The sequence below is a fragment of the Corynebacterium xerosis NBRC 16721 = ATCC 373 genome (assembly GCF_001552415.1).
GTDB classification, from domain to species: Bacteria; Actinomycetota; Actinomycetes; order Mycobacteriales; family Mycobacteriaceae; genus Corynebacterium; species Corynebacterium xerosis.
Genome location: NZ_BCRD01000001.1, coordinates 36,930 through 59,414 on the forward strand (window position 1 = coordinate 36,930; position 22,485 = coordinate 59,414).

A 22,485-nucleotide genomic window follows, 5' to 3' on the forward strand; every position below is an offset into this window, starting at 1 on the left:
GGGAGGGGCGCGGCTAGCGCGCCGGCGCCGCCGGGTCCGGGGTGGCCCACGGTGCACCGGCGTTGCCGTGGCCGCGGGGGCCGTGTCCGTTGCCGTTGCCGGCCCCATTCCCGTTTCCGTTCGAGCCGCCGTTGCCGTTGCCGCCGGGCTCGCCGGTGGGGCTGGGCTCCTCCGTCGGGTCGGAGGGCTGCTCGGTGGGATTCGTCGGCTCGGTGGGCACGGGCTCGTCGAGGATCACGGTCCAACGGGGAACCGTGCCGCCCGCGCAGACGAGATTCTCGCCATTGACCGCGGGGCGCAGCGTCCCCTCCAGGCCCGGGCAGGGATCGCCGATGCGGGCGCGGCCGTCTCCGCGGCGGGTCGCCGACGGGGTGCCCGCCGGGTCCCGCGCCATGTCGCGGGTGGCGGCATTGGTGGTCGTGGATTCCGGCGGTGCCGACGGCGACTCGTCGGCCTCCGATTCCGGCATGGACTCCGACGTGCTCGAACCGGTTTCTTCGGAGGTCGACTCCGCCGCCCGCGACGATTCCGCGGCAGTGGTGGCATCGGCGCCGGACGCCGACGAAGCGGCCGGGTTCACGGGCGCTTCCTGTGGCGTGCACGCGGCTGCGAGCAGGGCGGCGCCGCATGCGGCGGCGGCGATGATGGTGCGCTTCATGTCGGTACCTCCCCGGGGTTCGCGATCGAATCCGCTCGTGCGTATTCGGGGTGAGCCTACATGGCCGGGCGGACGGGCGGGGATTTCGGCGGCGGAGGAACGGCGGAATCCGGACGTGTCCCCGGCATGAAGGAGGGGAGGCGTGCACGGTGAAGGTGGCGGTGACCGCCACGCCGGGTTCGGGCGCGGCCGCCGCGGGAACGGAAGACCACTGATGGAGCGCTAGACCCCTTCCGCCGAACCCGCCGAATCCGCGCGGCGGGTTCGGCGTCCCAGCAGCACCCCGGCACCGAGGAGCGCGGCCCCGGCGACGGCGCCGATCAGCCCGGCGGACAAGGTGGCCATGGGGGAGCCGGATGCGGCGAGGGTGGCTTCGGCGGTGGTCGCCGCTTCTTCCTCGCTCGCGCCGGTGCCGAGGCCCGCGGGCTGCCCCGAACCGGTGCCGGTCGTCGACTTCGAGCCCACCGGCTTCGACCCGGTTTTCGCGCCGGCGGGTGCGGCCGCCGATGCCGCCGCCTTCTCGGCGGCGGTGCCCGCGACGACGAGGTCGGTGGCGGTGTCCTGGCTGCGGTCGGAGGAGCCGTGCGCGGCGAAGGTGAACATGGCGCAGGCGTTGTCGATGCAGTTGCCGGCGGCGAATACCGGCTCCACATCGACGACGGTCGTGAATGAACCGTCCGCGCCCATTTCGGAAGCCTTGACGTAGTTCACGGACCCGAAGTTGGAGGCGTCGGTGTGCGAGAACCTGGCCTTTTCGGCGACGCCGACGTAGACGCCCGCGCCGGTCGTCGCAAAGCCCGTGCCGGTGACGGTGACGGAGGTGACTCCGGAGGCGGCGATCTCGTTCGTCGACAGGGTCACGCTCGGCCCATTCGCTGAGGTCGCCGCCGTGGTGGCGCGTCCGGTGCTTTGCGACGGTGCCGTGGTGGCCGGCGCGCCGGGACGCGTTGGCGCGGCGGGGGAGCCGTTCGGCGTGGGCCCGGCGGGTGCGGCGGCGCCGTCGAAGTGGATGGGCTCCCACGCGTCCTGGCTGCGATCGACGAGCTTGGGGAAGGCCGTGAACGTGGCCACGTAGCACTGGGTGGTTCGGCAATCCACCTCGCCGAAGATCACGTCGACCGGCAGTTCGGCGGTGAACGCACCGTCGTCGCCGACGGTGACCTTGACGGCTTCGCCGTAGGTCTCCGGGTACCCGGACGCGGGCTTCTCGATCGTCTGCGTGACGTAGATGTTCTCGCCGGGCGCGTAGCCGCCGCCGGTGACGGCGAGGACAGAATCGTCGCGGAGCCCGTCCCGCGCGGAGAGGATGAACCCGGGGCCGTCGGAGGCGTCGCGGTCGGCCGTGGGCCCGGGGAAGGGCAGCGCCGGGAAGCCGCCGGGGAGCGAAGGCGACGCGGGAAGCAGCGGGATCGCGGGGGTGGCGGCGGCCGTTGCGGGGCGCGCCGCGATCATCGTCGCGGCGACCACCCCCATCGTCAGTGCCCCGATTCGTCGGCGGACGCGCCGGGGGGCCGGCGTGGAGAGGGGGATGGGGACGTGCGCGCTGAAGTGGATCACTGGGCCTCCGGATCGTCGAAATAACCATGGTGAGGTTACCCTGACTTAGGTAAGCCTGGCAAAAAGATGTGGGCGCAGTCGTCTCGTCTGCGGTGCAGAGCGAAAACGCCGACCGCGCCCCTCGGCGGGGCGGGTCGGCGTCGCAAAGCACGACCGTGGACGCTCTCGTGCACGCGCGCGGTGCGCGAGAGCGTCCCGGAGGAAAGGGGGAAGGCTAGAGCTCGCCGCGGGCCCGGCGGGCCTTCTCTTCCTCCGCGAGCTTTTTCAGCTCCTCTTCCTTCTCCTCGAGCTCCTCGTGGAAAAGCTCCTTGCGGTCCTCGAGGGAGATGTTGCCGTCGAGCTTGGCGAAGTTGTCGCCGTAGCGCTGGCCCAGGAACATCTCCACGGCGGCGCTGAGCTGCTTGGCGTCGTAGAAGTTGAGCAGCAGAATCTGGTTGTCGTTCTCGTCGACGAGCTTGAGGCGCAGGTTGCCGTCGATGTCGACCAGGTTGGCGTGAACCTTGATTCCGTCGACGTCGGTGAATGCGGGCTTCTTGGTGGCGGGCATTGTGCAGTCCTTTCCGTGGGTACTTCCACTGTGGGGGAAGCGCCGAAAAACCCTGGTGCAACCGGGATGGCCGGTGGGCGGGTCGTCGGTTCTTCCGGGGTGCACCCGAAATCCGAATGCACCGTTTCCACCATCGACAGTAATCGCGTTGGGGGCGCCCGCGCCCGGTGAGTTTCGTTGCCGGGGCGGCTAACGGTGATCGAGGGCCCTTGGCCAGCGAAAAGTGGTCCGCCCCGGGCGATGCGGGCACCGCCGATCCCCCGTTCGGGTGGCGGGTGCAGGGGGAGACCGAGTTGCCGAATGTCGGCGATGGATCGGGCATCCGATGCCCGTTCATGTGGTGCCCCAGAGAGGAATCGAACCTCCGACACCGGCTTTAGGAGAGCCGTGCTCTATCCACTGAGCTACTGGGGCGGATCGTCGGCGGCGGGTGGCCGGCAGCGGTCTGCGGCGCGTGCCCCCGGCGCGACGCCACAACATTACCCCACGGTCCGGGTGTCGCCGAAAGCCATGATCATCGCCACAGTCGTGCCGCATCGCCCCAGCGTGCGTGAATCCCGGCTAACGGTGATCCCCCCGTGGCCGTCGCGAGCCGCGCCGCCGGGCCGGGCCGGGTCTACCATGGGATCCACGGCCCGGCCGATGGTCGGCATAGGGCTAATCGACAATAGCGAGGTCCCGAAAGTGCTGAAGCCCACGTTCACCGATGTCAACGGAGTCAAGTTCGTCTGCCAGGTGACCAACGACGCCGAGTCCCCGCACCTGGTCGTGTCGGCGCTGCAGGAAGACGGCACGCTGAAGCCCGTCATGGAGCTGAACAACTACGACGCCAAGTACATGGGCAACGCCTGCGACGTGTACCTGAAGCAGTCCTGGGCCAACCGGTACACGGCCGGGTCGTTGTCGGCGTTGAGCCCGGAGGAGATGAGCGGCGCGTTCGGCGCCGAGGGTAACCCGCGCGAGTCCAAGTAGTCGATGGGGGACCGCACTCCGGCCGCTCGGGTCCAGTCCCAGTCTCGGACCCCGTCCCAGCCGCTGGCCCTGGATGTCATCGGCATGGGCGCCGGCAGCCCGGCGCATCTGACGTTGGAGGCCGTCGAGGCGCTTCGGGGCGTCGACGTGGTCTTCGCCCTGGACAAGGGCGAGACCACGTCCGATCTGCTGGACGCGCGCCGCGCCATCCTCGACGCCCACGCTCCTCACGTGGAGTTGGTGGCCGTCCCGGATCCGCCGCGCGACCGCTCGCCCTCCGACTACGGGGGAGAGGTCCGGGATTGGCATCGGGCCCGGGCCGAGGTGCTTTACGACGCCATGGCGCGCTCCCTGGAGCGGCCCGCCGGTGAGTCGCGGCGAGGAGCGTTCCTGGTGTGGGGCGATCCGTCGCTGTACGACTCGACGCTGCGCATCCTCGACCGCATCCGCGGTTTCGGCGCGGACCTCGATGTGCGGGTCATCCCCGGCATCACCGCAATCCAGGCGCTGACCGCCGCGCATGCGACCACGTTCAACCGCATCGGCCGACCCGTGCTGGTGACCACCGGCAGGCGCCTGGGGGAGCGGCCGGCGGGCACCGACGCCATGGTCATGCTCGACGGTGGCGCGGCGTGGCTGGATCACGCCCGCGCCGACGAGGAGATCCTGTGGGGCGCCTACCTTGGCACCCCGATGGAGGTTCTGCGCCGCGGCCGCGTCGGCGACGTCGGGTCCGACATCGCAGCGCTGAAGAAGTCGCTGCGCGCCGAGCACGGCTGGATCATGGACATCTACCTGCTCCGCCCGGCCGGCACCACCGACGCGGGGGATTAGGTCGTGCGGTCGCCGGAAGTTCCGGCGGCGGTTCCGAAGGCGGCCCCGGTTGCGGTGCGATCGGGGAACACGGCGCGGAGCAGTCGGGCGACGAGGTAGACCCATACCGGGCACCCCAGGACGAGGATCCACAGCAGCGGGTGGACCGTGGAGTCGCCATGGCCGAAGTACAGGATCCGGGCGTAGGTGACCCAGCTCGGCAGGGCGTGCGACACCATCGCCGCCGTGATGGATCCGGTGAGGACGTACACCACGCCGAAGACGCAGCCCGTGATCATGTACGCGATGGCCTGGCGGCCGGTGAGGGAATCGCCCAGGTGCGGGAGGGCGAAGGCCAGGGCGCTCAGCGCGATCGCAATGGTCGAGGCGACGAGCGCCGAACGGCCCCTGCGGATCAGCGCATCGTGGATGGGGCGCAGGATGGCGCCGCGGTAGAGCAGCTCCTCGCACACCGGGGCGAGGATGACGACGGTCCGCCGCGGCATGCCCGCCGTCAACCCGAGATCCCCGGTCGACGGTCACTTTTTCTCGAACAGCGCGATGAACGCCAAGGCCAGTGCCGCGAACGCGATGAACTGGACGGGGATGAGGATCGCCATCACCGTCTTCGTCGATGGCGCGTCGGGGTCGAGGAACCCTCCGGCGATGGCGGGGATCAGCGACGTCACCAGCAGCGTCAGCGACGCCGGGATGGCGTACCAGGCCTTCCAGGTCGTCAGATGGCGGGCGAGTCGATCGGTGGAGTGCATGACCTCATCAGCACATCGGAATCGACGGCCCCGCCGGACAATGGCACGTGGCCGTCGTCACGCGCCCCGGGCGTCAGTCCTCCACCCAGTCCAGGGTGCGCGTGACGGCCTTGCCCCAATTGGCGAAGAGATCGTCGCGGCGGTCGGCGTCCATGTCCGGGGTGAACGTCACGTCTTCGCGCCACATGGCGCGGATTTCGTCGGTGGATTCCCAGAACCCGACCGTCAGGCCGGCGGCGTAGGCGGCGCCCAGCGCCGTGGTTTCGGTGATCACGGGCCGCGTCACGGGCACGCCGAGGATGCCGCCGATGGCCACGTTGTGCAGCGGCCCCTGCCAGCGCACCACCCCGAGGTACTGCGACGAGCTGACGATCGCCGGCAGCATGGACATGGGGATGCCCATCGCCTCGCACAGGGACTGGTCCCATTCGAGGGTCTCCAGGTTCATCAGCATGGTGCGCGAGGCGTTGGTGACGTCGGTGACGTGCAGCGCCTTGCCGTGCCGGCGGGTGAGGTTCCAGGTCAGCCACGTGTCGACGGTGCCGAAGATGAGCTCGCCGCGCTCCGCCCGGTCCCGGGCGCCCTCGACGTTGTCCAGGATCCACGCGATCTTCGGGCCGGAGAAGTAGGTGGACACCGGCAGCCCGGTGATGCGGCGGACGCGGTCCTCGCCGATGTCGTCGCGGAGCTTCCGGCACATGGAGTCGGTGCGCGTGTCCTGCCACACGATGGCGTTGTACACCGGCTCGCCCGTCGCCCGATCCCACACGATGGTGGTCTCGCGCTGATTGGTGATGCCCAGCGCCGCGACGTCCGCCGCCGACCACTCCTCCTCCGCCATGACGTCGGCGATGACCCGGCGGGTGTTGCGCCAGATCTCCACCGCGTCATGCTCCACCCATCCGGGCCTCGGCATGATCTGCCGGTGCTCCATCTGGCTCATGCCGCGGCGGTGGCCGTCGCGGTCGAACAGGATGCACCGCGTCGACGTGGTGCCCTGGTCGATCGCGGCGACGACCTTGCCGCCGCGGCCCAGGATCGCCCGGGCCTGGGCGTCGAAAAGCGTGGTGAACTGGCCGGGAATCCGCACTGGCGCTCCCCGCTACCGCTCGTCGACGGGACGCGGCTGGCCCTGGTGGCCCGGGAACGGGCGCGGCGCGACGGCCACGCGGCCCAGGTGGCCCTCGATCCAACGGCCCACCGCCTGCTTGGCGGCATCCGCCGCGTCGGCGACGGTGACCGGCTCCTGCGCCGGGTCGTCGACCTCCACGACCCGCTCCGGATCACCGGCGACGCAGATGGCGACCTCTGCGGCGTCGTCGCCCACCGGAGTCACCGCAACCTCCGCCAGCAGCTCGATGTTGGTCTGCTCCGCGACGGCCCACCGGTAGACGCGGTCGTTCTCCCAATCGGCGGCGGCGTCCTCGAAGTACTCGGGGTAGACGCCGCGGCCATGGGCGATGGTCAGCGCGGGGGCGTCGTCGACGCGGCCGTCCTGGCGCAGCGGGCGGAGATGGAAACGGCCGGCATTGATTTCCATGGGTTCCATGGGGGGCATTCCTCTCGTGCGGCGGGTCACCCGAAGCGGGCGGCATCCGCGTCTCGAACCGCCCGGAACGGCGGCTTCACTGCCCTCCAGAGTAGTGGAAGCGCGGCCCCGGAATGGCCCCGAATCGACGGCCGGACACGAAAAGGCGATCCCCGCCGCACCTTCCGGTGCGGCGGGGATCGCCGTGGTTCGGCTCCGGCCCGGAGGCCGGAAGGGGGAGCTTACTTCAGCTCCATCAGGACGTCGCCCTTGCCGACGCCCGCGCCCGCCTCGGCCGCGAGGCCGGTGACGGTGCCGGCCTTGTGGGCCTTGACCGGGTTCTCCATCTTCATGGCCTCGAGCACGACCACGGTGTCGCCCTCGGCGACCTCCTGGCCCTCCTCGACCTCGACCTTGATGACGGTGCCCTGCATCGGGGCCACCACGGCGTCACCGGAGGCGGCCTTCTTGGCGCCGCCCGAGCGACGCTTCTTGGCCTTCTTGCGGGCGCCGCCGGCGCCGCCGCCCAGAGCAAGGTCGCCCGGCAGGGCAACCTCGACGCGGCGGCCGTCGATCTCGACGGTGACCTTCTGCGACGGCACGGCCTCGTCCTCGTCGACCTCGGAGTCGCCGGCGTAAGGCTGGATGGGGTTGTCCCACTCCTCCTCGATCCACTTGGTGTAGACGTCGAACTTCTCGCCGTCGCCGACGAACGCCGGGTTCTCGACGATGTGGCGGTGGAACGGGATGACCGTGGCCAGGCCCTCGACGTTGTACTCGGCCAGGGCACGGGCGGAGCGGCGCAGGGCCTCATCGCGGTCCTTGCCCCACACGATCAGCTTGGCCAGCATCGAGTCGAACTGGCCGCCGATGACGTCGCCCTCGCGGATGCCGGTGTCCATGCGGACGCCCGGGCCCGACGGCTCCTCGTACTTGGTGATGGCGCCCGGCGCCGGCATGAAGTTGGAGCCGGCGTCCTCGCCGTTGATGCGGAACTCGAAGGCGTGGCCGTGCAGGGCCGGGTCCTCCTTGAGGGACAGCTCCTTGCCCTCGGCGATGTTGAACTGCTCGCGGACGAGGTCCAGGCCGGTGATCTCCTCGGTGACCGGGTGCTCGACCTGGAGGCGGGTGTTGACCTCGAGGAAGGAGATCAGGCCGTCGGAACCGACCAGGTACTCGACGGTACCGGCGCCGTAGTAGCCGGCCTCCTTGCAGATGGCCTTCGCGGACTCGCGCAGGCGGCGGTCCTGGTCCTCGGTGAGGAACGGGGCCGGGGCCTCCTCGACCAGCTTCTGGAAGCGGCGCTGCAGGGAGCAGTCGCGGGTCGACGCGACGATGACGTTGCCGTGCTTGTCGGCCAGGACCTGGCACTCGACGTGGCGGGCCTTGTCCAGGTAACGCTCGACGAAGCACTCGCCGCGGCCGAAGGCGGCGACGGCCTCACGGGTGGCGGACTCGAACAGGTCCTTGACCTCGGACATCTCGTAGGCGACCTTCATGCCTCGGCCACCGCCGCCGAAGGCGGCCTTGATGGCGATCGGCAGACCGAACTCCTCGGCGAACGCGACGACCTCGTCGGCGTCCTTGACGGGCTCCTTGGTGCCCGGGGCCATCGGGGCGTTGGCCTGCAGCGCGATGTGGCGCGCGGTGACCTTGTCGCCCAGGGAGCGGATGGACTCCGGCGACGGGCCGATCCAGATCAGGCCGGCGTTCTCGACGGCCTCGGCGAAGTCGCCGTTCTCCGACAGGAAGCCGTAGCCCGGGTGGATGGCGTTGGCGCCGGACTTCTTGGCGGCGTCGAGGATCTTGTCGAAGACGAGGTAAGACTCCGCGGACGTCTGGCCGCCCAGCGCGAACGCCTCGTCGGCCATCGTCACGAAGGGCGCGTTAGCATCCGGCTCCGCATAAACGGCGACCGACGGAATGCCGGCGTCCTTCGCGGCGCGGATGACGCGAACGGCGATCTCGCCACGGTTGGCGACGAGAACCTTCGTGATCTTCTCGGTGGTCTGCTCGGACACGAAACCCTCCTGTTTTCGTGGGCGCCGGACGGCTCGTCCGACCGGCGGTGAAACGACAGTCATCGGGGTCCGACGGTCACGCACGCCACATGCACGGGGCACATGTACGGGCTAACACCGTCCAACCCAATACGGTCATTCTGTCACAGGTGGCCGTTTCGGCCTTTGTCGGCCCACCCCACCCTGGGGCCACCCGATGAACTTGAACGATGTTCGTTCGCGGCCCGTTTCGCGCGGCGATGGTTGCACCGGACAAAGTTCGCATTTCATCGCGCCACCGGGGAAACGCCGGACCCCCGCCGCCATCGCCGTACCGGCATCGCGCGCGGGGGTCCGGGGGGATTGCGTCGGGGGTGGCTGAGGTGCGGGAACGGAAGTGCCGGGTCGGCGCGGGTGGCGTCGTCAAGCAAACGAGACCATTCCGCGGACGGGCCGAAGCCGGCGTGCTACGTCGCCGGGGCGTCGCCCGGTTCCATGCCGCGTGCGATCGGCGTGCGGATCATGTTGCCCCACTCGACCCAGGACCCGTCGTAGTTGCGGACGTTCTCGTGGCCCAGCAGATGGTGCAACACGAACCAGGTGTGGGCGGAGCGCTCGCCGATGCGGCAGTAGACGATCGTGTCGTCGCCGGCCTGCACGTCCGAGTAGATGGCGCCGAGCTCCTCGCGGGAGCGGAACCGCGAATTCGGGTGCACGGACTGGTTCCAGGGGACGTTCACCGCGGTGGGGATGTGGCCGCCGCGCAGCACGCCCTCCTGCGGGTAATCGACCATGTGCGTGCGGTTGCCCGAGTACTCCTCCGGCGTGCGCACGTCGATGAGGTTGCCCTTGCCCATGAGCTCGCGCGCATCCGCGGCGTAGGCGCGCAGCGTGTGGTCGTCGCGCTCGACGACCGGGTAGTCGGTGCGCGGGTACTCCGGGACCTCGAAGCTGGTGTCGCGCTCCTCGGTCATCCAGGCATCGCGGCCGCCGTTGAGCAGGCGCACGTCGGGGTGCCCGAACAGCTCGAAGACCCACAACGTGTACGCCGCCCACCAGTTGGACTTGTCGCCGTAGATCACCACGGTGTCGTCGCGCGAAATGCCCTTGGAGCGCATGAGCTCCGCGAACGCCTCCGCGTCGACGTAGTCGCGCACGGTCGGATCGTTGAGGTCGGTGTGCCAGTCGATGCGCACCGCGCCGGGGATGTGGCCGATGTCGTAGAGGAGCATGTCCTCGTCGGATTCGACGACGCGCAGGCCGGGGGAGCCCAGGCGGGCGGCCAGCCAATTGCTGGACACCAGGCGTTCCGGGTGGGCGTATTGCTGGAACTGCGGGTGCGGGTCGTGCGGGGCCGCCATCTTTGCTCCTTCTCGAGGGTGCCGCGCCGGCGCGGTCGGCGCTGTACGGTACCCACCACCTTACGGGGCTTGCCGCCGGTCGCTTTTCACGTGGCGGAAAGTTGCTCGTGACCTGCGTAAATGCGGGCACCTTGGCGCGGGGGCGAAAGTGACGGAAGTTACCCTTATAAATTCTTACTCCGCATTTAAGATTTTTCTCGGAACGGGCACTCACCCCGCCGGTTCCGGGGCCCCGACCTGCACGGGGATGCGGTGCCGGCGATCCCGGCCCCATGCTTTCAAGGAGCAAAAATGCCCAAGAACATCGTCGTCTTCGAGGTCGAGGGCGGATCCGACAAATTCTTCGATGGCCACCGCCGCGACACCATGCCGATCGTCGAGGCCATCCGCGCCAAGGGATGGGGCGCCGACGTCGTCTACTACCGCCCCGAATGGGCCGAAGCCCTCTACGAGCACGTGTCCGCCAACTACGACGGCTACATCTCCCGCGTGAACCCGGGCAACATCCCCGGCGGCGAGAAGGACTACTTCGATCTGCTCACCCGCCTGTCCGACGAGGCCGGCCTGGTGGGCATGTCCACGCCGGAGGAGATGATGGCGTACGGCGCCAAGGACGCGCTGGTCAAGCTCAAGGACACCGGCCTGGTGCCCACCGACACCGCCGCGTACTACGACGTCGCGTCCTTCCACGAGACGTTCCCGACGTCGCTGTCCTACGGCGAGCGCGTGCTCAAGCAGAACCGCGGCTCGACCGGCTCCGGCATCTGGCGCGTGCAGCTGGAGGACAAGGAAGTCGCCGCGTCCGTCGAGCCGGGCACCTCCCTGCCGCTGGACACCAAGCTCAAGTGCACCGAGGCCGTGGACAACCACACCGAGGTCCGCGAGCTCGGCGACTTCATGGACTTCTGCGACCAGTACATCATCGGCGACAACGGCATGCTCGTGGACATGCGCTTCATGCCGCGCATCGTCGAGGGCGAGGTCCGCGTTCTCATGGTCGGCCCGCACCCGGTGTTCGTGGTGCACAAGAAGCCGGCCGCCGGCGGCGACAACTTCTCCGCCACCCTGTTCTCGGGCGCGAAGTACACCTACGACAAGCCGGAGGATTGGCAGGAGCTCGTCGACATGTTCGCCGAGGCCCGCCCGGTCATCGCGGAGAAGCTCGGCGGCGACAACATCCCGCTGATCTGGACCGCCGACTTCATGCTCGATGACGGCGAGGACGGCGGCGACACCTTCGTCCTCGGCGAGATCAACTGCTCCTGCGTCGGCTTCACCTCGGAGCTGGACATGGGCATCCAGGAGATGGTGGCGGACGAGGCCATCAAACGGGTCGTCGACAAGTTCGGCGACGCCTAGTCGCCCCGCCCCCCATTGGCCCGCCCGGTTCCCGCCGGGCGGGCCTTCCGATTCGCCGCTTCTACCGCGCCACGTTCCAGAACGCGGAGACGTCGAGGCCCCATCCGGCCAGCGTGCGCCGGATCAGGGGCAGGGACAGCCCCAGGACGCTGGACGGGTCGCCGTCGATGCCGTCGATGAACCATCCGCCCAGCGCCTCGAGCGTGAACGCGCCGGCGCAACCCAGCGGCTCGCCCGACTCGGCGTAGGCGACGATGTCGGCGTCCGACGGCTCGCCGAACCGCACCACCGTCGACACCGCCTCCGTCGCCGTGCGGATATCCCCGCCGGGCAGCAGGGCCGTGATCGAATGCCCCGTCACCAGCTCCGCGTTACGCCCACGCTGTGCCTTCCACCGCCGCACCGTCTCCTCGACGGTGTGCGGCTTGCCGGACAGCTCCCCGCCCATCAGCAGCATCGAATCGCACGCGATGACCACGGTGACGCCGTCCCCGCCATCCGTGCCCCCGCCCGTTTCCTCCCGGGCCAGTGCGCCGGTCACGGCCGCGGCCTTGGCTTGCGCCAGCCGCTTGACGACGGTGCCGGCGTCCGCGCCCTTCGCTCTCAATTCATCGAGGATGGCGTCCTCGTCGACGTCCGGGGGCGACACCACCGGCTCGACCCCCGCCGAACGCAGGACCATCAGCCGGGACGGGGAACTGGACGCCAGGACGATGCGACGGGTGGGCGCGGGGCTTGCGGCGGGCACGGTACTCATGGGGGACAACGGTAGCGGGGCCGCGCCGGACCCGAAAAACGGCGACGCCGCCGCCTCCCCGGTGAAGGGAGGCGACGGCGTCGTCGCAAAGCAAGCGGGTCTGGCCCGGTAACGGCCTAGTAGAACTGGACGTTCTGGAAGCTGCCCGGGCTGTAGCTCAGCGGCTGCTGCAGGCGGTCGTCCAGGTTGCCCCACTGATTGCGGGGACCCTTCGGGCCGGCGTCGGCGGCACCGTTGGCCATGCCGGCGAACAGCACGGCCAGCGTCGCGACCTGCGCATCGGTCGGGTTGCCCTTGACGACCTTGAGGAACGGGGCCTTGGGGGCCTCCTGCGCCTCGGCGTTGTCGGTGGCGGTGGTGTCGTTGGCGTTATCGGTCACAGCGGAATGTTCCCATGCTTCTTGGCGGGCACGTTGACGACCTTGCGGTCGAGCAGACGCAGGCCCTCGATGATCTGGCCGCGGGTCTCCGACGGCGGGATGACCGCGTCGATGAAGCCGCGCTCGGCGGCCATGTACGGGTTGACCAGGGTCTCCTCGTACTCGGCCTCGTACTCCTTCTGCACCGCCACGACGTCCTTGCCGTCGGCGGCGGCCTGCTTCAGCTCCTTGCGGTAGATGAAGCCCACGGCGCCGGAGGCGCCCATGACGGCGATCTGCGCGGTCGGCCAGGCGAGGTTGATGTCCGCGCCCATGTCCTTGGAGCCCATGACGCAGTACGCTCCGCCGTACGCCTTGCGGGTGATGACCGTGATCTTGCCGACGGTCGCCTCGGCGTAGGCGTACAGCAGCTTCGCGCCGCGGCGGATGATGCCGTCGAACTCCTGGGACGTGCCCGGCAGGAAGCCCGGGACGTCGACCAGCATGATGATCGGGATGTTGAACGCGTCGCAGGTGCGGACGAAGCGGGCGGCCTTCTCGGACGCCTTGATGTCCAGGCAGCCAGCGAACTGGATCGGCTGGTTGGCGACGAAGCCGACCGAGCGGCCCTCGACGCGGCCGAAACCGATGACGACGTTCTGCGCGTAGTCCTCCTGGATCTCCAGGAAATCGCCGTCGTCGACCAGGCGCGTGATGACGTCCTTGATGTCGTACGGCTGGTTCGGGGAGTCCGGGATCAGCGTGTCCAGCTCGAGGTCGGTCTCGTTGATGTTGTCGGCGATGGAGCCCTCGAACGGCTCGGCCTCCAGGCGCGGGGCCTCGGCGCGGTTGTTCGACGGCAGGTAGCCGACCAGCTCCTGGACGAAGGACAGGGCGTCCTCGTCGTCGGAGGCGGTGTAGTGCGAGGTGCCCGAGGTGGCCATGTGGGTGCCGGCGCCGCCGAGCTCCTCCTGCGTGACCTCCTCGCCGGTGACCGTCTTGATGACGTCCGGGCCGGTGATGAACATCTTGGAGGTGCCGTCGACCATGATGATGAAGTCGGTCAGGGCCGGCGAGTACACGTGGCCACCGGCGCAGGCGCCCATGATCAGGGAGATCTGCGGGATGACGCCCGAAGCCTGGGTGTTGCGGAAGAAGATCTGCGAGTAAAGGCCGAGCGAGACGACGCCCTCCTGGATGCGGGCGCCGGCGCCCTCGTTGATGCCGATGATCGGCACGCCGGTCTTGATGGCCAGATCCATGATCTTCACGATCTTCTCGCCGTAGACCTCGCCGAGCGCGCCACCGAAGATCGCGCCGTCCTGCGAGAAGACGCAGACCTTGCGGCCGTCGATGGTGCCGTAGCCGGTGACCACGCCGTCGGTAACCGGACGGCGGGAGTCCAGGCCGAAGTTCTTGGAGCGGTGGCGGGCCAGGGCGTCGATCTCGACGAACGAACCATCGTCGAGGAGGAACTCGATGCGCTCGCGGGCGGTGAGCTTGCCGTTGTCGTGGACGCGGTCGATGGAGGCCTGGCCCATCGGGGCCTGGGTCTCGGCGAGGCGCGCGCGCAGATCGGCGAGCTTGCCAGCGGTGGTGGACTTGTCCGGCTCGGTGCCGGTGGTGGTGTGTGCGGCAGTCGTCATGTTCACGAGTCTACGTTCAGGGAACTACGGTCCGGGAAATGGGGGCAACCGGCGTTCGCTTGCGGGTGGATAGGGGGTCGTCGCCGGGGGTGCGCGCCGCCCCCGAAGGGTGGCGCGGACGCCTTGTTACAGCGGCATGTTCCCGTGCTTGCGCGCAGGCCAGGCGACCTTCTTGTCGCGCAGCAGGCGCAGGTTCCGGGCGATGCGGACGCGGGTCTCCGACGGAAGGATGACTTCGTCGATGAGCCCCCGTTCGGCGGCGAGGTACGGGTTCAGCATGTGGTCCTCGTAGGCCTGCTCGTACTGCTTGATGAGCTCCGAGGCGTCGCCGTCGCGCTCGATCGCGGCCTTGATCTCGCGGCGGTGCAGGAAGCCCACGGCGCCGGCGGCGCCCATGACGGCGATCTGCGCGGTCGGCCACGCCAGGTTCAGGTCCGCGCCCAGTCCCTTGGAGCCCATGACGCAGTACGCGCCGCCGTAGGCCTTGCGCATGGTGACGGTGATCTTCGGGACGGAGGCCTCGGCGTAGGCGTACAGCAGCTTCGCGCCGCGGCGCAGGATGCCCTGGTACTCCTGGTCGGCGCCGGGCAGGAAGCCCGGGACGTCGACGAGCAGGACCAGCGGGATGTTGAAGGCGTCGCAGGTGCGGACGAAGCGGGCGGCCTTCTCCGAGGCGTCGATGTCCAGGCAGCCGGCGAATTGCAGCGGCTGGTTGGCGACGAAGCCGACGACGCGGCCTTCGATGCGGCCGAAGGCGATGACGACGTTGTCGGCGCGACCCTCCTGGATCTCCATGTAGTCGCCGTCGTCGGCGAGGGAGGAGATGACGTCGCGGACGTCGTACGGCTGCGACGGGTTGTCCGGGATGATGTTGTCCAGGGCTCGGTCGTCCTCGTTGACCTCGAAGTCGAAGTCGTCCTCGATGATCTCCGGGAGGACGCGGTTGTTGTCCGGCAGGTGGTCGAGCAGGTCGCGGACCCAGTCCAGGGCGTCCTCGTCGTCGGTGGCGGTGTAGTGGGTGTTGCCGGCCAGCTCCATATGGGTGGACGCGCCGCCGAGCTCCTCCTGGGTGATCTCCTCGCCGGTGACGGTCTTGATCACGTCGGGGCCGGTGACGAACATGCGCGACGAGTTCTCGACCATGACCACGAAGTCGGTCAGCGCGGGGGAGTAGGCGTTGCCGCCGGCGCAGGCGCCGAAGATGACGGAGATCTGCGGGACGACGCCGGAGGCCTTCACGTTGTAGTGGAAGGTCTGGGCGATGTAGTCCAGGGAGACGGCGCCGTCCTGGATGCGGGCGCCGGCGCCCTCGTACAGGCCGACGATGGGGCGGCCGGTCTTGATGGCCAGCTGCTGCAGCTTGACCATCTTCTCGCCGTAGACCTCGCCGAGGGCGCCGCCGAAGACGGTGCCGTCCTGGGAGAAGACGCAGACCTCGCGACCGTCGACGGTGCCCCAGCCGGTGACGATGCCGTCGGTGGCGGGGCGCTTGGCGTCCATGCCGAAGTCCTTGGTGCGGTGGCGGGCCAGGGCGTCGGTCTCGACGAAGGAACCCTCGTCGAGGAGGTGGGCGATGCGGTCGCGGGCGGTCATGCGGCCCTTGTCGCGGACCTTCTGGTGCGCGGCGGGCCCGACGGGCATGGTGGCCTCGGCGCGGCGGCGGAGCAGGTCCTCGTTCTTCGCCGCGGTGGTCTGCGGCGGGCGGTCGTCGCCGAACTGGTCGGCGGCGGACGCGGCGGCGGTGTCCTGATCGGCGGGGAGCAAACGTGAGGAGAAGGTCATGTTTGAGGAAGATAGCGTTTGGGAGCGAAAAGGTGAAGTCGATGCCCTGTGATAAATGTCACTTGCCAAAACCGTAACTTGCAGGGTGGCGAACACTGTTTTTCATTCATCCAGGTCACGGCCAAATAACGGGACGGTAACGGCGGGTGTGCATTCGCGGTGATTTCTCGTCCCATGGGCGGACGCGGGGCATCCGCACCCCCGGCTAGACTTCGGTGCCATGACCCACGACCCCCGTTCCCCGTTGGACGCCGCAGCCCTCCGCGCCGCCCTGCCGCGCTGGCGCAGGGTGCTCGCGGTGGAGTCCACCGGCTCGACGAACGCCGACGTCACCCGCATGGCGGCGGAGGGTGCGCCGGACCGCATCGCCGTGGTCGCCTCGGAGCAGACCGCCGGCCGCGGCCGCCTCTCCCGGTCCTGGACCGCGCCCGCCGGTGCGTCGCTGGCGGTGTCCGCGTTGTTCCGCCCGGAGGGCGTTCCCGCGGAGGACCTGGGCCTGCTGTCGCTGGTCGCCGGTCTCGCGGTCGTCGACATGGTCCGTGACGCGACGGGTGTGCTCGACGACGACGCCGTGGCGCGCCCCGAGGTCGGGTTGAAGTGGCCCAACGACGTGCTGCTCGGCGGCCGCAAGCTGTGCGGCATCCTCGTCGAGGCCGCGTCGATCGCGCCCCCGGCGCTGGTGGTGGGCATCGGCGTCAACGTCGACCTGCGCGAGGACGAGCTCCCGGTGCCGCACGCCACGTCGCTGGCGCTGGCCGGCGCCTCGAATCTGGATCGCACGAAATTGGCCGCGGCGTTGCTCGATGCGCTGGACCGCCGCGAGCGGCAGTGGCGCTTCGACCGCGAGGCGATGATGGCCGACTACCGCGCCACCTGCCTGACCCTGGGCGCCCGCGTGCGCGTGGAGCTGCCCGGCGGAGGCGAGCTGGTCGGCGAGGCCGTCGACATCCTCGACGACGGCGAACTGGTGGTCCGCGATGACGCGGGGGAGAACCGTGCCGTCACCGCCGGGGACGTCCGCCACCTGCGCGCGGTCGACGGCGGCTACGCGGGGGAGGCGGCGAAGTAGGCATGGCGTTTCCCTGGGACGAGATGGACGACGGCGAAGACGTCCTCCTGGACACGAACCCGGTGTTCGGCCGCCTGACGTGGCCGCTGCTGGAGCTCGCCGCGATCACGGGGGTGATCTGGCTGCTCGTCGGATTCATCGATTCCCCGCGCATCGCGCCGGGGGACCTCGCCGGACTCCGGGACCTTCTGCTTCTGCTGTGGCCGATCTTGGTCGCGTGGCGCGTCGTCAAGCCCGGCCTGGAGTGGCTGGGGGAACGGTTCGTGCTGACGGACCGGCGGATCATCCTGCGGCGCGGCCTGCTGCGGCCGCGCGTGGTGACGGTCGATCTGCGGTCGGTGCGCGGCGTCGACCGCCGCGGCAACGTCCTGCAGCTGCGAGTCAGCCCGTTCGGGCCGCCGATGGCCATCCGCGACGTCCCCGCCACCCGCAAGGTGGCGAAGATGGTCAATCGGATGACCTGAGGGTCTACCGTTTCCGGTACAGCTGCTTGACCTGGTACTCCGGCTCGGAGGTGACCAGGATGCCCAAGTGGCGGAAGATGCCCTCGTCGACGGACCCCAGGATCGTGGTGGTGTGGGCGTCGCAGCCGCGGAGGTTGGCCAGCTCGTCGAGGGCGCGGCGGGCGTTGTCGTCGCCGTCGGCGGACACCGACAGGGCGATCAGCACCTCGTCGGTGTGCAGGCGGGGGTTGCGGCTGCCCAGGTGGCGGGTCTTAAGCGTCTGGATCGGCGCGATCGACGACGGCGCGAGCAGGTCGATGCGCGGGTCGATCCCGGCCAGGTGCTTCAGGGCGTTGAGCAGCATCGCCGCGGAGCAGCCGAGCAGCTCTGACGTCTTGCCGACGATGATCTCGCCGTCGGCCAGCTGGATGGACGACGCGGGGGCGCCGGTTTCCTCGGCCAACTGCAGGGCGGGCTCGACGACGGGCCGTGAGCGGCGGTTGAGCCCCAGCTTGCCCATGATGATGGCGATCCGATCGGAGACGACGGGATCGGCCTCGTCGCGGCGTTCGTCGACAAGCGCCTTGTAGTAGCGGCGCACCACCTCCTGTTCGGCGGCGTGGCGGCACACGGCGTCGTCGGAAATGGCGAATCCGGCCATGTTGACGCCCATGTCGGTGGGCGACTCGTACGGCGAACGCTCGGAGATCAGCTCCAACAAATGCTTGAGCAGCGGGAAGACCTCGACGTCGCGGTTGTAGTTGACCGCCTGCTCGCCGTGGGCGGACAGGTGGAACGGGTCGATCATGTTGACGTCGTCGAGGTCGGCCGTCGCGGCCTCGTAGGCCATGTTCACCGGGTGATCCAGCGGCAGGTTCCAGATGGGGAACGTCTCGAACTTCGCGTAACCGGAGGTCACGCCGCGGACGTGCTCGTGGTAGATCTGCGACAGGCAGGTGGCCAGCTTGCCCGAGCCGGGCCCGGGGGCGGTGACCACGACGACGTCGCGGGTGGTTTCGGCGTATTCGTTGCGGCCGAAGCCGTCCTCGCCGACGATGCGCTCGGCGTCGGCCGGGTATCCCGGGATGATGTAGTGCAGCGACACCTTCATGCCCAGGCGCTCCAGGCGGGTGCGGAACGCCGCTGCGGCGGCGTTGCCCTCCTCGTACTGGGTGAGCACCACGTGCTCGGTGAGGAAGCCGCGCTCGCGGAAGACGTCGACCAGCCGCAGGAGGTCTTCCTCGTAGGGGATGCCCAGGTCGGCGCGGACTTTGTTGCGCTGCAGATCGCGGGCGTTGATGCACACCAGGATCTCCATGTCGTCCTTGATGCGCTCGAGCATGGCGATCTTGTTGTCCGGCGTGAACCCGGGCAGGACGCGGGAGGCGTGCATGTCGTCGAACAGCTTGCCGCCCATCTCCAGATAGAGGCGGCCGCCGATGGATTCGCGGCGCCGGCGGATGTGCTCGGACTGGAGGTTGATGTACTGGTCGCGATCGAATCCCACGGCATGATCCTGCATGGGCACCCATCGTAGCCGCCCGGGCCACCGCCTCCGGGCGGCGGGCGGCCGCCGCCTATGATGGACCCGTGACCGCACCGGAGAACAGCCAGAACGAATCCGCCGACCGGACCGTGCCCGCGAATCCCGCGCACGCGCCGGGCATGCCCGTCGTCACCGTCATCGGCGACGGCCAGCTGGCCCGCATGATGCAGACCGCCGCAATCGAGATCGGGCAGTCCGTCCGCCTGCTCGCCGGTTCGGGGGATTCCTCGGCCGCGCAGATCTGCCGCGACGTCGAGCTCGGCGACTACACCGACCTCGAGGACCTGCGCCGCGCCACCCGCGTGCGCGCCGACGGCACCATCCGCCCCGTCGACGCCGTGACCTTCGACCATGAACACGTGCCCACCGAGCATCTCCGCGCGCTGCAGGCCGACGGCATTTCCGTCCAGCCGGGGCCGGACGCCCTGGTCAACGCGCAGGATAAGCTGGTCATGCGCAAGCGCCTGCGGGAGATCGGCGCTCCGGTGCCGCCGTTCATGGCCATCGAGTCGGTCGAGGACGCCATCGGCTTCGCGGAGGTCGTCGACGGCAAGGTTTGTCTGAAGGCCCGCCGCGGCGGCTACGACGGCCACGGCGTGTGGTTCCCGGACGCCGAGGAGCTGCCGGTGCTCGTCGACAGGCTTCTGGCGGACGGCGTGCCGCTCATGGCCGAAAAGAAGGTCGACCTGGCCCGCGAACTGTCCGCGATGTGCGCCCGCACCCCCTCCGGCGAGGTGAAGGCATGGCCGGTCGTGGAGTCGGTGCAGCGCGACGGCATCTGCGTGGAGGCCATCGCCCCGGCCCCGGGGCTTGACGACGGTCTGGCGACGCGCGCCCGCGACCTGTCGGTGCGGGTCGCCGAGGAACTCGGAGTGACGGGCGTGCTGGCGGTGGAGTTGTTCGAGACGCGCGACGCCGCCGGGCAGCCGGAGATTTTCGTCAACGAGCTGGCCATGCGCCCGCACAACACCGGCCACTGGACGCAGGACGGGTCGGCGACCGGCCAGTTCGAGCAGCACATGCGTGCCGTGCTGGACTACCCGCTGGGCGATCCGTCCCCGGTCGCCCCGGTGACGGTGATGGCCAACACTCTCGGCGCCGACGAGGATCCGGACATGCCGATGCGGGAGCGTTTCGCAGCCGTGTGGCGCCGCTTCCCGCACGCGAAGATCCACTGGTACGGCAAGGGATACCGCGCCGGGCGCAAGTTGGGCCACGTCAACGTGCCGGGTCAGGATGGTTCGCCGGAGGGCGTGGCGGCGACGCGGCGCGAGGCGGATCTGGCGGCGGGCTACATCGTCAACGCGGTGTGGGCCGACGGGTACGCCGAAAAGTAGTCCGGACCGGAAACGAACCGAGAGAACGAGGACGGAAACATGACCGCGAAGTTGAATGGCGTCGACGGGCCGCTGGTCGGCCTGATCATGGGCAGCGACTCCGACTGGCCGACCATGCAGCCGGCCGCCGAGGCGCTCGCCGAGTTCGGCGTGCCCTTCGAGGTGGGCGTCGTCTCGGCGCACCGCACCCCGGAGCGGATGCTGGATTACGCGAAGTCGGCGGCCGACCGTGGCCTGAAGGTCATCATCGCCGGCGCCGGTGGCGCGGCGCACCTGCCGGGCATGGTCGCTTCGGCGACGCCGCTGCCGGTCATCGGAGTGCCGCGCGCGCTGGAGAATCTGGAGGGCATGGATTCGCTGCTGTCGATCGTGCAGATGCCCGGCGGCGTGCCCGTGGCCACCGTCGGCGTCGGTGGCGCGAAGAACGCCGGCCTGCTGGCGGTGCGCATCCTCTCGGCCGGTCACCCCGAGCTCGTCGAAGCGATGGAGGCCTACCAGGCCGACATGCGCGACGCCGTCCTGGAGAAGGACCGCAAGCTCCGCGAAAACCTCATGGGGGAGTAGCTCGCGCCGACCGACCGCAGCCTCCGCCTAACCGCAGCCTCGCGTGGACAGCCATTCGAGTGCCGCGGTTTTCGCGTTCTCGGGGGCCGGTCCGGTCGTTTCGTCGGGATGCACGGGGTCGTCCATGTGGGCGGCGCCGGTGCGGTCGCGGTCCTTCGCGACGGTGAGCATGAGGCTCGCGCCGCCCGGGAACGGGTGGATCATGTTGGCAGAGGCGTAGCCGGCGGTCGGTGTGCCGAAGGACCTGGAGTTCTCCAGGCCGCGGAAGGCGAGCATCGTCGCTTCCCCGGAGCTGCCGGTGCCGCCGTCGACGAGGACGGCCACCGGGACGTCCATTTTGGGCCCCGCCTCGACGGTGATGGGGGTCCCGCCTCCCCGCACCGCGCCGGCGTCGACCGTCACGGCCGTGGAGTAGCCGCGCCCGTCGAACCACAGGACTTCCCCGTCGGGCAACAGCGCCGACAGTCCGGCGACCATCGGCCCCATGTCCCCGCCTCCGTTGCCCCGCAGGTCGACGATGGTGCCGCAGGCCCCGGCGGCGTTTTCCCGGGCGATGCCGTTGGCGAGCGTTTCGGCGTACCGCCGCGACACCGGACCGCCGGTGTCGCCGCCATGCGTCGGGACGGTCGCGGTGAGCACCCGCGCCCCGCCCGCCGCCTCCTCCGACGTCACCGTCGGCATGGCGTCTGCGGCGTCCCCGTCGCCGCCGTCCCCGTCCCCGGTTCCCTCCGGCCGCAGCACCTTCGAGTGCTTGCCTCCGGCGGCGTCGATGGCGAGGTCGAGAGCCGGCCACGTGTCGGAGTAGTCCCGGAGTTCGGCGGCGTCGAGCATGCGCTCGGCTTCGGCCCGCGCGCCTGCGAACTCGGGGGAGTCGCCGTGGATGCCCTGGCCCTCCATGATGTCGAGGGCCGCGGTCGCGTACCGCTCCGGAGTCGGCGGCAGAAGGAAAACAGGCTTTCCGACGATCATCGCCCCCATCGTCGGACCGAACGCGTAGACGAGGGCCAGCGTCGCGATGATGAGCACGGAGGCGGTGCCGGTGAGCCAGGCGAGGATCTTCGTCGAAGTCTTCATGCCTCCATTCCAGTGCCCGGCAGCCCCTAGATCATCGGTCCACGGGGTGATCCCCGGTTCCCCGGGGCCGACCGGAAGTCATCCCGGGGGATGAGCCGGCCAACCGCTTCAGCGCAGCGCGCGCCACTTCCGCCAGGCGATGACGTCGCCGATGACGAGCAACAGCAGCACCAGGCTGAGCATCACGGACGGTGCACCGACCGCGATTTGGTAAGCCGCCCAGGCACCGACCACGACGGTCCAGAAGAACAGGAACCCCGCCACCGCCTCGACCCGCATGCGGCGGGCCTTGGCGTCGTGGCGGGGTGCGTGGCTTCCGGTCATGGAAGGCGATTGTAGGCGG

The 22,485-nt window shown here is 69.7% G+C and carries 23 protein-coding genes and 1 tRNA gene; 7 read left to right on the top strand and 17 right to left on the bottom strand.

The window, feature by feature from the left end:
- Positions 1 to 13: 13 nt before the first annotated feature.
- The 4 genes from CX1_RS00170 to CX1_RS00185 form a co-directional block, all read right to left on the bottom strand.
- The gene (locus CX1_RS00170) at positions 14 to 658 is read right to left on the bottom strand and encodes a hypothetical protein (protein WP_046649924.1); all 645 of its coding nucleotides are present in this window, start codon (positions 656 to 658) and stop codon (positions 14 to 16) included.
- 222 nt (positions 659 to 880) lie between these two features.
- A complete protein-coding gene (locus CX1_RS00175; RefSeq protein ID WP_060925120.1) occupies positions 881 to 2,131 on the bottom strand; it encodes a hypothetical protein in 1,251 nt (416 codons plus the stop codon).
- Positions 2,132 to 2,429: 298 nt separating this feature from the next.
- The gene (locus tag CX1_RS00180; RefSeq protein ID WP_052753106.1) at positions 2,430 to 2,762 is read right to left on the bottom strand and encodes a hypothetical protein; all 333 of its coding nucleotides are present in this window, start codon (positions 2,760 to 2,762) and stop codon (positions 2,430 to 2,432) included.
- 338 nt (positions 2,763 to 3,100) lie between these two features.
- A tRNA-Arg gene (locus CX1_RS00185) sits at positions 3,101 to 3,176 on the bottom strand.
- A 270-nt stretch (positions 3,177 to 3,446) separates the two neighbouring features.
- Between CX1_RS00185 and CX1_RS00195 the strand changes: the two genes are divergently transcribed.
- Both CX1_RS00195 and cobF read left to right on the top strand, forming a co-directional pair.
- Positions 3,447 to 3,734, top strand: coding sequence for a cg0963 family protein (locus CX1_RS00195; RefSeq protein WP_052753105.1), 288 nt, complete (start codon positions 3,447 to 3,449; stop codon positions 3,732 to 3,734).
- A gap of 3 nt (positions 3,735 to 3,737) precedes the next feature.
- On the top strand, positions 3,738 to 4,568 hold the full coding sequence (cobF, locus tag CX1_RS00200) for a precorrin-6A synthase (deacetylating) (protein ID WP_046649919.1): 831 nt from the start codon (positions 3,738 to 3,740) through the stop codon (positions 4,566 to 4,568).
- On the opposite strand, the gene CX1_RS00205 is transcribed toward cobF, so the two are convergent.
- From CX1_RS00205 to CX1_RS00230, 6 genes are all read right to left on the bottom strand, one after another.
- Entirely contained in the window at positions 4,565 to 5,053 is a 489-nt protein-coding gene (locus CX1_RS00205; RefSeq protein WP_052753104.1) for a CPBP family intramembrane glutamic endopeptidase, read from the bottom strand. The two genes, cobF and CX1_RS00205, sit on opposite strands and share 4 nt — an antisense overlap.
- A 33-nt stretch (positions 5,054 to 5,086) precedes the next feature.
- Positions 5,087 to 5,317 (bottom strand): hypothetical protein, encoded by a 231-nt coding sequence (locus CX1_RS00210; RefSeq protein WP_046649918.1) that lies wholly within the window; start codon positions 5,315 to 5,317, stop codon positions 5,087 to 5,089.
- Positions 5,318 to 5,390: 73 nt separating this feature from the next.
- On the bottom strand, positions 5,391 to 6,353 hold the full coding sequence (locus CX1_RS00215) for an FGGY family carbohydrate kinase (protein ID WP_046649959.1): 963 nt from the start codon (positions 6,351 to 6,353) through the stop codon (positions 5,391 to 5,393).
- 66 nt (positions 6,354 to 6,419) lie between these two features.
- On the bottom strand, positions 6,420 to 6,866 hold the full coding sequence (locus CX1_RS00220) for a GNAT family N-acetyltransferase (RefSeq protein WP_052753102.1): 447 nt from the start codon (positions 6,864 to 6,866) through the stop codon (positions 6,420 to 6,422).
- Positions 6,867 to 7,087: 221 nt separating this feature from the next.
- Positions 7,088 to 8,866, bottom strand: coding sequence for an acetyl/propionyl/methylcrotonyl-CoA carboxylase subunit alpha (locus CX1_RS00225; protein ID WP_046649917.1), 1,779 nt, complete (start codon positions 8,864 to 8,866; stop codon positions 7,088 to 7,090).
- A 446-nt stretch (positions 8,867 to 9,312) separates the two neighbouring features.
- Complete coding sequence (locus CX1_RS00230) at positions 9,313 to 10,206, bottom strand: sulfurtransferase (RefSeq protein ID WP_046649916.1); 894 nt, start codon at positions 10,204 to 10,206, stop codon at positions 9,313 to 9,315.
- A gap of 291 nt (positions 10,207 to 10,497) precedes the next feature.
- Here CX1_RS00230 and CX1_RS00235 point away from each other — a divergent pair, with 291 nt between their 5' ends.
- A complete protein-coding gene (locus CX1_RS00235) occupies positions 10,498 to 11,565 on the top strand; it encodes a Cj0069 family protein (protein ID WP_113570114.1) in 1,068 nt (355 codons plus the stop codon).
- A gap of 61 nt (positions 11,566 to 11,626) precedes the next feature.
- Here the strand turns inward: CX1_RS00235 and CX1_RS00240 are convergent, their stop codons facing one another.
- The 4 genes from CX1_RS00240 to CX1_RS00255 form a co-directional block, all read right to left on the bottom strand.
- Positions 11,627 to 12,322, bottom strand: coding sequence for a Maf family protein (locus CX1_RS00240; RefSeq protein WP_060925122.1), 696 nt, complete (start codon positions 12,320 to 12,322; stop codon positions 11,627 to 11,629).
- 116 nt (positions 12,323 to 12,438) lie between these two features.
- The gene (locus CX1_RS00245) at positions 12,439 to 12,702 is read right to left on the bottom strand and encodes an acyl-CoA carboxylase subunit epsilon (protein WP_046649913.1); all 264 of its coding nucleotides are present in this window, start codon (positions 12,700 to 12,702) and stop codon (positions 12,439 to 12,441) included.
- Positions 12,699 to 14,327 (bottom strand): acyl-CoA carboxylase subunit beta, encoded by a 1,629-nt coding sequence (locus CX1_RS00250; protein WP_046649957.1) that lies wholly within the window; start codon positions 14,325 to 14,327, stop codon positions 12,699 to 12,701. Before CX1_RS00250 ends, CX1_RS00245 begins: the two co-directional genes overlap by 4 nt.
- A gap of 126 nt (positions 14,328 to 14,453) precedes the next feature.
- Positions 14,454 to 16,109: an acyl-CoA carboxylase subunit beta gene (locus CX1_RS00255; RefSeq protein WP_082718941.1), complete on the bottom strand. Its 1,656-nt coding sequence runs from the start codon at positions 16,107 to 16,109 to the stop codon at positions 14,454 to 14,456.
- 220 nt (positions 16,110 to 16,329) lie between these two features.
- Here CX1_RS00255 and CX1_RS00260 point away from each other — a divergent pair, with 220 nt between their 5' ends.
- Together CX1_RS00260 and CX1_RS00265 are read left to right on the top strand one after the other, a co-directional pair.
- Positions 16,330 to 17,178, top strand: coding sequence for a biotin--[acetyl-CoA-carboxylase] ligase (locus CX1_RS00260; RefSeq protein ID WP_046649912.1), 849 nt, complete (start codon positions 16,330 to 16,332; stop codon positions 17,176 to 17,178).
- 2 nt (positions 17,179 to 17,180) lie between these two features.
- Positions 17,181 to 17,642, top strand: a complete 462-nt coding sequence (locus CX1_RS00265) for a PH domain-containing protein (protein ID WP_046649911.1) — start codon at positions 17,181 to 17,183, stop codon at positions 17,640 to 17,642.
- A gap of 4 nt (positions 17,643 to 17,646) precedes the next feature.
- Here the strand turns inward: CX1_RS00265 and CX1_RS00270 are convergent, their stop codons facing one another.
- A complete protein-coding gene (locus tag CX1_RS00270) occupies positions 17,647 to 19,143 on the bottom strand; it encodes a DUF1846 domain-containing protein (RefSeq protein ID WP_060925123.1) in 1,497 nt (498 codons plus the stop codon).
- 113 nt (positions 19,144 to 19,256) lie between these two features.
- Between CX1_RS00270 and CX1_RS00275 the strand changes: the two genes are divergently transcribed.
- Positions 19,257 to 20,504, top strand: coding sequence for a 5-(carboxyamino)imidazole ribonucleotide synthase (locus CX1_RS00275; RefSeq protein WP_306302934.1), 1,248 nt, complete (start codon positions 19,257 to 19,259; stop codon positions 20,502 to 20,504).
- 39 nt (positions 20,505 to 20,543) lie between these two features.
- The gene (purE, locus tag CX1_RS00280; RefSeq protein ID WP_046649910.1) at positions 20,544 to 21,068 is read left to right on the top strand and encodes a 5-(carboxyamino)imidazole ribonucleotide mutase; all 525 of its coding nucleotides are present in this window, start codon (positions 20,544 to 20,546) and stop codon (positions 21,066 to 21,068) included.
- 27 nt (positions 21,069 to 21,095) lie between these two features.
- Here the strand turns inward: purE and CX1_RS00285 are convergent, their stop codons facing one another.
- Positions 21,096 to 22,142, bottom strand: a complete 1,047-nt coding sequence (locus CX1_RS00285) for a S41 family peptidase (RefSeq protein WP_046649909.1) — start codon at positions 22,140 to 22,142, stop codon at positions 21,096 to 21,098.
- Positions 22,143 to 22,250: 108 nt separating this feature from the next.
- The gene (locus CX1_RS00290) at positions 22,251 to 22,466 is read right to left on the bottom strand and encodes a hypothetical protein (protein WP_046649908.1); all 216 of its coding nucleotides are present in this window, start codon (positions 22,464 to 22,466) and stop codon (positions 22,251 to 22,253) included.
- Positions 22,467 to 22,485 lie beyond the last annotated feature (19 nt).

What these genes read in the sequence shown, in the direction of transcription:
- CX1_RS00235 (WP_113570114.1), top strand. Translation starts at nt 10,498, where the DNA reads ATGCCCAAGAACATCGTCGTCTTCGAGGTCGAGGGCGGATCCGACAAA.
- CX1_RS00255 (WP_082718941.1), bottom strand. Translation starts at nt 16,109, where the DNA reads ATGACCTTCTCCTCACGTTTGCTCCCCGCCGATCAGGACACCGCCGCC.
- CX1_RS00265 (WP_046649911.1), top strand. Translation starts at nt 17,181, where the DNA reads ATGGCGTTTCCCTGGGACGAGATGGACGACGGCGAAGACGTCCTCCTG.
- CX1_RS00230 (WP_046649916.1), bottom strand. Translation starts at nt 10,206, where the DNA reads ATGGCGGCCCCGCACGACCCGCACCCGCAGTTCCAGCAATACGCCCAC.
- CX1_RS00260 (WP_046649912.1), top strand. Translation starts at nt 16,330, where the DNA reads ATGACCCACGACCCCCGTTCCCCGTTGGACGCCGCAGCCCTCCGCGCC.
- cobF (WP_046649919.1), top strand. Translation starts at nt 3,738, where the DNA reads ATGGGGGACCGCACTCCGGCCGCTCGGGTCCAGTCCCAGTCTCGGACC.
- CX1_RS00240 (WP_060925122.1), bottom strand. Translation starts at nt 12,322, where the DNA reads ATGAGTACCGTGCCCGCCGCAAGCCCCGCGCCCACCCGTCGCATCGTC.
- CX1_RS00175 (WP_060925120.1), bottom strand. Translation starts at nt 2,131, where the DNA reads ATGGGGGTGGTCGCCGCGACGATGATCGCGGCGCGCCCCGCAACGGCC.
- CX1_RS00250 (WP_046649957.1), bottom strand. Translation starts at nt 14,327, where the DNA reads ATGACGACTGCCGCACACACCACCACCGGCACCGAGCCGGACAAGTCC.
- CX1_RS00205 (WP_052753104.1), bottom strand. Translation starts at nt 5,053, where the DNA reads ATGCCGCGGCGGACCGTCGTCATCCTCGCCCCGGTGTGCGAGGAGCTG.
- CX1_RS00290 (WP_046649908.1), bottom strand. Translation starts at nt 22,466, where the DNA reads ATGACCGGAAGCCACGCACCCCGCCACGACGCCAAGGCCCGCCGCATG.
- CX1_RS00210 (WP_046649918.1), bottom strand. Translation starts at nt 5,317, where the DNA reads ATGCACTCCACCGATCGACTCGCCCGCCATCTGACGACCTGGAAGGCC.
- CX1_RS00170 (WP_046649924.1), bottom strand. Translation starts at nt 658, where the DNA reads ATGAAGCGCACCATCATCGCCGCCGCCGCATGCGGCGCCGCCCTGCTC.
- CX1_RS00180 (WP_052753106.1), bottom strand. Translation starts at nt 2,762, where the DNA reads ATGCCCGCCACCAAGAAGCCCGCATTCACCGACGTCGACGGAATCAAG.
- CX1_RS00285 (WP_046649909.1), bottom strand. Translation starts at nt 22,142, where the DNA reads ATGAAGACTTCGACGAAGATCCTCGCCTGGCTCACCGGCACCGCCTCC.
- CX1_RS00220 (WP_052753102.1), bottom strand. Translation starts at nt 6,866, where the DNA reads ATGGAACCCATGGAAATCAATGCCGGCCGTTTCCATCTCCGCCCGCTG.
- purE (WP_046649910.1), top strand. Translation starts at nt 20,544, where the DNA reads ATGACCGCGAAGTTGAATGGCGTCGACGGGCCGCTGGTCGGCCTGATC.
- CX1_RS00270 (WP_060925123.1), bottom strand. Translation starts at nt 19,143, where the DNA reads ATGCAGGATCATGCCGTGGGATTCGATCGCGACCAGTACATCAACCTC.